Below are 8,158 nucleotides of genomic sequence, written 5' to 3' on the forward strand. Positions count from 1 at the left end.
GCTCCAGCAGCGCACCGAGGACGGCTACGCCTTTCGCGTGGACCTCCGCCTCCGGCCGTCTCCTGAGGTGTCGCCGATCGCGCTGCCCGTGGAGGCGGCGATCAGCTACTACGAATCGGCGGCGCTCCCCTGGGAGCGCGCGGCCTTCATCCGCGCCCGGCAGGCGGCGGGCGATGCGGACCTCGGCCGCTATTTCCTCGACGCGATTCACCCTTTCGTCTGGCGGCGCAGCCTCGATTATGGCGCGATCGGCGAGATCCGCGCGATCAGCCGTCGCATCCGCGATCATTATGCGCAGGGCCAGGCCTTCGGCCCCGGCTACGACCTGAAGCGCGGCCGCGGCGGCATCCGCGAGGTCGAGTTCTTCGTCCAGATCCATCAGCTCATCCATGGCGGGCGCGAGCCGGCGCTGCGCGCGGCGGCGACCCTCGATGCGATCCCCGCGCTCGCCAAAGCCGGCCGGATCGCCGCCGCCGACGCCGAGGCGCTCGCCGACGCCTATCGGCTGCTGCGCACGATCGAGCACCGGCTGCAGATGGTCGACGACCTGCAGACCCACAGCCTGCCGCGCGATGCGGAGGCGCTCGACAATGTCGCCCGGCTGCATGGTCTCGCCAACGGCGGTGCCCTGCTCGCCGAGATCGCGCCGCATGTTGAGCGGATCGGCGCGCTTTACGACACGCTCGGCGGCGAAGAGGAGCCGCGCCTGCCCGACGATCCGCAGGCATTGGAGGCGCGGCTGGCCGAGACAGGGCTGGCCGAGCCGGCGGCGGTGCGGGCGCGCATCGAGGGCTGGCGCGGCGGCAAGGCACGCTCGCTGCGCACCGCGGCCGCGCGCGTGGCGTTCGAGGCGATGCTGCCGGTGCTGATCGAGGCCTTCGCGACCGCACCCGATCCGATGCGCGCGATCAACCGCTTCGAGGATCTGATCGAGCGGCTGCCGACCGGGATCAACTTCTACCGCCTGCTCGCCGCCCGCCCCGGCCTCGTCCAGCATCTCGGCGCGATCCTCAGCCACGCGCCCGCGCTCGCCGAGCAGCTGGGCCGCCGGGCGAACCTGCTCGACGGCCTGATCGACGCCAGCGCCTTCGAGCCGGCGCGTTCGGTGGAGGCGCTCGCCGAGTCCTTTTCCCGCTTTGACCGGGCCGGGGAGGATTACCAGCTCGTGCTCGATCGGGTGCGGCGGCGGGTCAACGAGGCGCGCTTCGCGTTGGGCGCGCAGGTCGTTCTCGCCCGCTCGGACCCGCTCCAGGCGGCGGCGGGCTATGCGCGAGTCGCGGAGGCGGCGATCCAGGTGCTCGCCGACGCCGCGGTCGCCGAGTTCGAGGCGGCGCACGGCAAGGTGCCGGGCTCGAAGCTGATCATCCTCGGCCTCGGCCGGCTCGGCGGCGGCGCGCTGACCCACGCCTCCGATCTCGACCTCATCTATCTGTTCAGCGGCACGCACGAGGCCGAGTCGGACGGGCCGAAAAGACTGCGCGCGACGGATTATTTCAACCGGCTGGCGCCGCGCGTTACCGCCGCCCTCTCCGTCGCCACCGCGGCCGGGCCACTCTACGAGGTGGATACACGCCTCAGACCCTCCGGCACGGACGGCCTTCTCGCCATCTCGGTTGCGAGCTTCGAGGACTATCAGCGCACCCACGCCTGGACCTTCGAGCATCTGGCGCTGACCCGGGCGCGCCCGGTCTATGGGCCGGAAGCAGCCCGGGCCGAGCTGGCCGGGATCGTCGAGGGGCTGCTCCGCCTCGAGCGCGACCCGGCGAAAGTGCGTTCGGACGCGGTTCGGATGCGCGGCGAAATCGCCCGCCACAAGCCGCCGCGCGGCCAGTTCGACATCAAGCTCGGGTCCGGCGGTCTGGTCGACCTCGAATTCTCGGTGCAGACGCTCCAACTCATCCATCGCCGGGGCCTAACCCCGCACTTCGAGACGGCGCTGGCCGAGCTCATCGGCGCGGGGCTGATCCCGTCGGAGATCGAGGACGCCTATCGGCTGCTCACCCGGCTGCTCGTGACGCTGCGCCTTATCTTCCCGGATTCGAACGAGCCGCCCGGGGCTTCGCGCGCCCTCGTCGCCCGCGCCTGCGGGGTCGAGGATTGGGCCGCGCTACTTGCGCGCCATGAGCGCGCGCGGCAGAGCGTCGCTGAGCTGTGGCGGGCCGTCGCGGCCGGCGAAGGAGGCTGATCATGCTGCGCGAAGACGATCGGGTGCCGGACGTGAAGCTGGTGGATGTGGACGGGAATGCGATCAGCCCGTCCGATTTCCGCGGCAACAAGCTCGTCCTCTATTTCTACCCGAAGGACGACACGACCGGCTGCACCCGCGAGGCGCAGGAGTTCAGCGCGCTCGCCGACGATTTCGAGAAGCAGGGGACGTGGATTCTCGGCGTCTCGAAGGACAGCCCGGCGAAGCACCGCAAGTTCATCGACAAATACGGCCTCAAGGTCCGGCTGGCGAGCGACGAGGACGGCACGGCCTGCGAGGCGTTCGGCACCTGGATCGAAAAATCGATGTACGGCCGCAAATATATGGGGATTGACCGCGCCACCTTCCTGATCGACCGTGACGGGACGATTTACCGGATCTGGCGCAAGGTGAAGGTGCCCGACCATGCCGAAGAGGTGCTCGAGGCGGCGAAGCAACTGCCCTGACGGAAGCGGCCGATGAGCGCGCGTGGCCTGTTCCGGAACATCGGCGGCCATCGTCTCGTTACTGCGCTCATGGCCAGTCCACTTACCCTGCCGGTCATCGGCGTCGCCGGCTTCCTCGCCGTGATCGCCGGCATTCAGCTCGGCAACAGCGCGGTCGGCGCGATCGATCCGGTCCATTTCCGGGGGGCCGCCGTCCATCCGCGCGACCGCGGCGCGGCGCTCGACGAGCGCGAGCTGGAGGCGGCGCGGCTGGCGCGGCGGGCGACCGCCTATAACGAGCTGTACGGCTGGGACGAGGGACGGGCGGCGCGGCTCGCCGAATGCCAGGGCTGCTCGCTGACGCGCGTCTCGGGCGGAGACTATTCCGCGCTCGTCCCCTATTTCGGCAGCCGCGCGGAGCGGCGGGCGGACGAGGCGCGCGAACGCAACGAGATCGACGCGCTCTACGCGCAGCGTGAGGAGGAGGCGGCGCGCCACCGCGAGGCGCGACCGGATCATGTCGCGCGCTACGCCCATTTCCCGGTCGCGGAGCCGGTGGCGCAGATCGTCGAACCAGCGGGACGCGAGATCGCGCGCCCGGCGCGTTCAGGAATAGACGATGCGCACCCGCCCCGCCGCCTCGGCGGCGAGGGCACGCGCCCGCTCGGTGTCCTCCGCCCGCGCGAGCGCGACGCCCATCCGCCGGAACCGACGCGTGACCGGCTTGGCGAAGATGCGGACGTCGACGTCCGGCGCGGTGGCGAGGGCGTCGGATAGCCCTTCGTAGCGGAATGACTCCGCCTCGCGGCCGGCGAGGATCACCGCCGAGGCCGAAGGTCCGAGCAGCCGGATCTCCGGGATCGGCAGGCCGAGCACGGCACGCGCGTGGAGATCGAACTCGCTCAGATTCTGCGAGATCAGGGTGACCATGCCGGTGTCGTGCGGGCGCGGACTCAACTCCGAGAAGATCGCCTCGTCGCCCGCCACGAAGAACTCGACGCCGAAAATGCCATGGCCGCCGAGATCGTCGACGACCTTGCGCGCCATCGCGCGGGCCGAGGCCAGTGCCGCGTCGGACATCGCCATCGGCTGCCAGCTTTCCTGATAGTCGCCGCGCTCCTGCCGGTGGCCGATCGGCGGGCAAAAGAGGACGCCTTCGCGCGTGCGGACGGTGAGCAGGGTGATCTCATAATCGAAGGCGATATATTCCTCGACGATCACCCGCGGCCGGTCGCCGCGCATGTTGGCGACGGCATAAGCCCAGGCCGCCTCCAGCTCGCCCGCCTCGCGCACCGTCGACTGGCCCTTGCCCGACGAGGACATGACCGGCTTGATCACGCAGGGCAGGCCGGTATGCGCAGCGCCGGCGCGGACCTCGTCCAGGCTCTCGGCGAAACGGTAGCGCGAGGTCCGCAGGCCCAAAGTCTCGGCGGCGAGGGTGCGGATGGCGTCGCGGTTCATCGTCATCGCCACGGCACGGGCGGAGGGGACGATTGCCCAGCCTTCTTCCTCCAAAACCTGCAATTCCTCGGTGCGGATCGCCTCGATTTCGGGGACGACGAAATCGGGCCGGTGCCGCTCGACCGCAGCGCGCAGCGCCTCCGCGTCGAGCATCGAGAAGATTTCGGCGGCGTCCGCCACCTGCATCGCCGGGGCACCCGCATAGGAATCGCAGGCGACGACACAGGCGCCGAGCCGTTTGGCCGAGATCGCGAACTCGCGGCCCAGCTCGCCCGAGCCCAGCAACAGGATTTTGGCGGTGAAAGTCATGGCCGAGGCCGGTACAGGCGGGCGCCGATGGAAGGAAGAGGGACGATCGCCGCGGCCTGCCGCGCGGTGCTGCTGACTGCCGAGCCTTATGCCAAGGTCAGGGCGGCCCGCAGCGCGGCGCGCGCCTGGCGCCGGGGTTTGCTCGCGCACGCGTTCGACGCCGCCATGCCCGATCGGCCAGCGCGGCCCGAGACGCCCGAATTGCTGCCGCCGTCCCGCATGCCGAAGCGGGGCAAAGCGGGCTCGGTGCGCAGCCGAATCGCGATGCTGCATGCGCTCGCCCATATCGAGTTCGGCGCGATCGACCTCGCCTTCGATATGGCGGGGCGGTTCGGCGCCGGCCTGCCGCGCGGCTTCGTCGACGACTGGATCGGCGTCGGTGCCGATGAGGCGATCCATTTCGCCTTGCTCGACCGGCGGCTGCGCACCCTGGGCTCAGGCTATGGCGCGCTCGCGGCTCATGACGGCCTGTGGGAAGCCGCGACCGCGACCACGCACGATCCGCTCGCCCGGCTCGCGGTCGTGCCGATGGTGCTTGAGGCGCGCGGGCTCGACGTGACGCCGGCCACGGTGGCGAGCTTCCGCCGCGCCGGCGACATCCGCTCCGCCGCGATACTCGAGCGAATCTACCGCGACGAAATCCGGCACGTCGCGGCCGGCACGCGCTGGTTCGCGCGGTTGTGCGAATCTCGCGGATTCGCGCCGCTCTCGCACTGGCAAGCACTCGTCGCGCTTCACTTTCGGGGTGCGATTAAGCCGCCATTCAACGACTCGGCGCGCGCCCAAGCCGGTCTGCCCCGGGAATACTATACCGGGCTTGCCGGGGTTGGATTTGCTTAACATTCTCCCGGCCACACGTTCGGGGCGGGCACTTCCGATCGTTTTCGAGTGGGGCAAGGCCCAGATTTCAACGCGGTCGCCATGCGTGGCCGAGCCGGTTCTCAAGAGATGAACCGACCGGGGAGAATGATGATTTATTCCGCTGCCAAGGCGAACGCCGGCTGGGCTCTCGGGTTCCGCAATATTTTCAAGCCGCGGGACATTTTCCTGCATGACGGCAAGAGCCTTCGCCGATTCACGATCGGTGCGAAGGTGCAGATGGCGGCGGTTTTCGCCGCCTTTGTTTTGCTGGCCTGGTCCGCTTTCGCGACCTTCCAGGCGATCGCCGCGATGAATGGCGACGTCGCCCGGATGCAGGCGCAGATGGTGCAGATGGAGGCGGACGTTGCCGCGATGCGCGCGCAGACGCTCAATCATGCCGCCTCGCTCGAGCGCCGCCAGGAATTCCTCACCCGGATGCTCTCGGGCGAAGCCACGTCGGAGCAACTCGCCGCCGTCCTTCCCACCGCCGAGACCGGTCCGCACAATTCGCTGACCCAAGCCTATGCCGAAATCGACGGCATGCAGGACGAGCTCGCCGCCCGCGCCCAGGGCATGACCGTGGCCCGCTACCGCCAGACCGCGCACCAGCTGCGCCGGCTCGGCCTCAATCCTTCCGAGCTGATCCGCGCCCAAGGCGCCGTCGGCGGCCCCTATGAAGAGGTGCAGGGCGGCAACGCCGATCCGCGCTTCGCCGAGCTCTTCGCGAGCTGGCGCCGGATGGAGCAGCTCGAACAGGCGGTGATCGCGATCCCGTCGGCCCGCCCGATCGAGAGCTCGGTCAACTTCACCTCGGGCTTCGGCGTCCGCTCCGATCCGTTCCGCGGCCGCGCCGCGATGCACGGCGGCATCGACCTCGCCGGCCCGATGGGTACCCCGATCTACGCCACTGCCGACGGCATTGTCGGCCGCGCCGAATGGAACAGCGGCGGCTACGGCAACCTCGTCGAGATCAATCACGGCCAGGGCATCCAGACCCGCTACGGCCACCTCTCGCGCTATATCGTCAGCGCCGGCCAGCGCGTCCGCCGCGGTCAGCTCATCGGCCACATGGGCTCGACCGGCCGCTCGACCGGCAGCCACCTTCACTACGAAGTGCGCATCGACGGCCGCGCCGTCAATCCGGTGCCCTTCATGCAGTCGAGCGACACTCTGCTCGCGCTGCAGCGGCGAGTCGCCGGCAACCCGGTCGTTCAGCCGGTCTCGATCGGCGGCCCGAACGGCGGCTCGCGCTAGGCGATCTTCGAAACCGATACCTCGCAGGGGCTCCGCCTTCGGGCGGGGCCCCTTTTCGTTGAAGCGGCCTATTTGCCTCTCTTCTGGCGGTGCTCCGCCATATCCAGCACGGCGTTCGGTTCGCCTTCCTTCAGGAGGCCGAGCCGGCGCGCGACCTCCTGATAGGCCTCGGCCTCGCCGCCGAGGTCGCGGCGGAAGCGGTCCTTGTCGAGCTTCTCGTTGGTGGTCATGTCCCACAGCCGGCAGCCGTCCGGGCTGATTTCGTCGGCGAGGATGATGCGGGCGAAATCATTTTCCCAGAGCCGCCCGAACTCGAGCTTGAAATCGACGAGGCGGATGCCGATCCCAGCGAACAGGCCACAGAGGAAATCGTTCACCCGGATCGCCATGTCGGCGATGTCGTCCATCTCCTCGCGCGTCGCCCAGCCGAAGGCGGCAATATGCTCGTCGGCGATCATCGGATCGTTGAGCGCGTCGTCCTTGTAATAATATTCGATGATCGTGCGGGGGAGCTGGGTGCCCTCCTCGATGCCGAGCCGGGTCGAGAGCGTGCCGGCGGCGACGTTGCGCACCACCACCTCGATCGGGACGATCTCGACCTGGCGGATGAGCTGCTCGCGCATGTTGAGGCGGCGGATGAAATGGGTCGGGATGCCGATCGTGCCGAGCAGGGTGAAGATATGCTCGGAGATGCGGTTGTTGAGCACGCCCTTGCCGGAGATCGTGCCCTTCTTCTGCGCGTTGAACGCGGTCGCGTCGTCCTTGAAATACTGGATCAGAGTGCCGGGCTCGGGGCCCTCGTAGAGAATCTTGGCCTTGCCTTCGTAGACGAGTCGGCGGCGTGACATGGGCGGCGGGCCTCCGGCGGGGGACAAGGAAGCGGCTCTATAGGGGAGGCGCAACGGCAGGGCAAACCGCCGCCGAGTCCGGGGCCGTGGCCGCGCCCCCGTCGAAAAGGGCCGGCGCTTCGTCGAACGGTCGGTTTTGTCTCTGTCGCAAATCCGGCCGGGATTCTATCCTATGCCTTCGCCGAGCCAGCGGGGTCGTCAGCCCATGAACCTTTCCCGACGTTCCTTCCTCGCCGCGGCGCACGGTGCGGCCTTGTTCTACGGAACGGGGCATCTCGGCGCGCTGGCGGCCGCCTCGACGAACGCGCGCCTGCCGCTGCGCGCCGATCCCCAGAGGATGCTCGACCTTCCGGAGGGATTCTCCTACCGGCTGGTCGCGCGCTCCGGGGAGCCGATGGCGGACGGCTTCGTCCGCCCCGGCCGGCCGGACGGCATGGCCTGCTTCCCGGTGCGCGGCGATGCCTCGAAATGCATCCTGCTCCGCAACCACGAGAATTTCCCGACCAGTGAGGGCGGCAGCCCGTTCGGCGAGGGTGAGGCTTTGCTCGGACGGCTCGATCCGGCCTTGCTCTAGGATCGCAAGGCCGACGGCAGCCCGTTCACCGGCGGAGTCACCAAGTCAATCTACGACCTCGCCTCCGGGCGGCTCGAACGCGACTTCCTGGCGCTCGCGGGAACAACCGCGAACTGCGCGGGCGGGGCGACGCCCTGGGGCTCGTGGCTGACCTGCGAGGAATCGGTGGTCGACCCGGGAAGCGGCGCGCGGCGCCCGCACGGCTTCGTCTTCGAGGTGC

The 8,158-nt window shown here is 69.4% G+C and carries 8 protein-coding genes; 6 read left to right on the plus strand and 2 right to left on the minus strand.

Features of this window, described 5'->3' with window-relative positions:
• Together ACT4N8_RS14570 and ACT4N8_RS14575 are read left to right on the plus strand one after the other, a co-directional pair.
• The coding region (locus ACT4N8_RS14570) for a glutamine-synthetase adenylyltransferase (RefSeq protein ID WP_444858839.1) at positions 1–2,185 on the plus strand (2,185 nt) is incomplete at its 5' end.
• A gap of 2 nt (positions 2,186–2,187) precedes the next feature.
• The gene (locus ACT4N8_RS14575) at positions 2,188–2,652 is read left to right on the plus strand and encodes a peroxiredoxin (RefSeq protein WP_444858840.1); all 465 of its coding nucleotides are present in this window, start codon (positions 2,188–2,190) and stop codon (positions 2,650–2,652) included.
• A 585-nt stretch (positions 2,653–3,237) separates the two neighbouring features.
• Here the strand turns inward: ACT4N8_RS14575 and purT are convergent.
• Positions 3,238–4,401, minus strand: a complete 1,164-nt coding sequence (purT, locus tag ACT4N8_RS14580; RefSeq protein ID WP_444858841.1) for a formate-dependent phosphoribosylglycinamide formyltransferase — start codon at positions 4,399–4,401, stop codon at positions 3,238–3,240.
• Between the two features lie 27 nt (positions 4,402–4,428).
• On the opposite strand from purT, the gene ACT4N8_RS14585 reads away from it, so the two are divergent.
• Both ACT4N8_RS14585 and ACT4N8_RS14590 read left to right on the plus strand, forming a co-directional pair.
• Positions 4,429–5,241: a ferritin-like domain-containing protein gene (locus ACT4N8_RS14585; protein WP_444858842.1), complete on the plus strand. Its 813-nt coding sequence runs from the start codon at positions 4,429–4,431 to the stop codon at positions 5,239–5,241.
• A 129-nt stretch (positions 5,242–5,370) separates the two neighbouring features.
• Entirely contained in the window at positions 5,371–6,516 is a 1,146-nt protein-coding gene (locus tag ACT4N8_RS14590) for a M23 family metallopeptidase (RefSeq protein ID WP_444858843.1), read from the plus strand.
• 68 nt (positions 6,517–6,584) lie between these two features.
• Here the strand turns inward: ACT4N8_RS14590 and purC are convergent, their stop codons facing one another.
• Positions 6,585–7,364 carry a phosphoribosylaminoimidazolesuccinocarboxamide synthase gene (purC, locus tag ACT4N8_RS14595; RefSeq protein ID WP_444858844.1) on the minus strand — a complete coding sequence of 260 codons (780 nt, stop codon included), beginning with the start codon at positions 7,362–7,364 and terminating at the stop codon, positions 6,585–6,587.
• 205 nt (positions 7,365–7,569) lie between these two features.
• Between purC and ACT4N8_RS14600 the strand changes: the two genes are divergently transcribed.
• Entirely contained in the window at positions 7,570–7,938 is a 369-nt protein-coding gene (locus tag ACT4N8_RS14600; protein ID WP_444858845.1) for an alkaline phosphatase PhoX, read from the plus strand.
• 48 nt (positions 7,939–7,986) lie between these two features.
• On the plus strand, positions 7,987–8,158 hold a 172-nt coding region (locus tag ACT4N8_RS14605; RefSeq protein WP_444858846.1), incomplete at its 3' end, for an alkaline phosphatase PhoX.

It is taken from the genome of Sphingosinicella sp., assembly GCF_052387495.1.
Lineage (GTDB): Bacteria > Pseudomonadota > Alphaproteobacteria > Sphingomonadales > Sphingomonadaceae > Allosphingosinicella.

Coding starts and splice junctions, on each gene's coding strand:
- purT (WP_444858841.1), bottom strand. CDS start 4,401: ATGACTTTCACCGCCAAAATCCTGTTGCTGGGCTCGGGCGAGCTGGGC.
- purC (WP_444858844.1), bottom strand. CDS start 7,364: ATGTCACGCCGCCGACTCGTCTACGAAGGCAAGGCCAAGATTCTCTAC.
- ACT4N8_RS14575 (WP_444858840.1), top strand. CDS start 2,188: ATGCTGCGCGAAGACGATCGGGTGCCGGACGTGAAGCTGGTGGATGTG.
- ACT4N8_RS14600 (WP_444858845.1), top strand. CDS start 7,570: ATGAACCTTTCCCGACGTTCCTTCCTCGCCGCGGCGCACGGTGCGGCC.
- ACT4N8_RS14585 (WP_444858842.1), top strand. CDS start 4,429: ATGGAAGGAAGAGGGACGATCGCCGCGGCCTGCCGCGCGGTGCTGCTG.
- ACT4N8_RS14590 (WP_444858843.1), top strand. CDS start 5,371: ATGATTTATTCCGCTGCCAAGGCGAACGCCGGCTGGGCTCTCGGGTTC.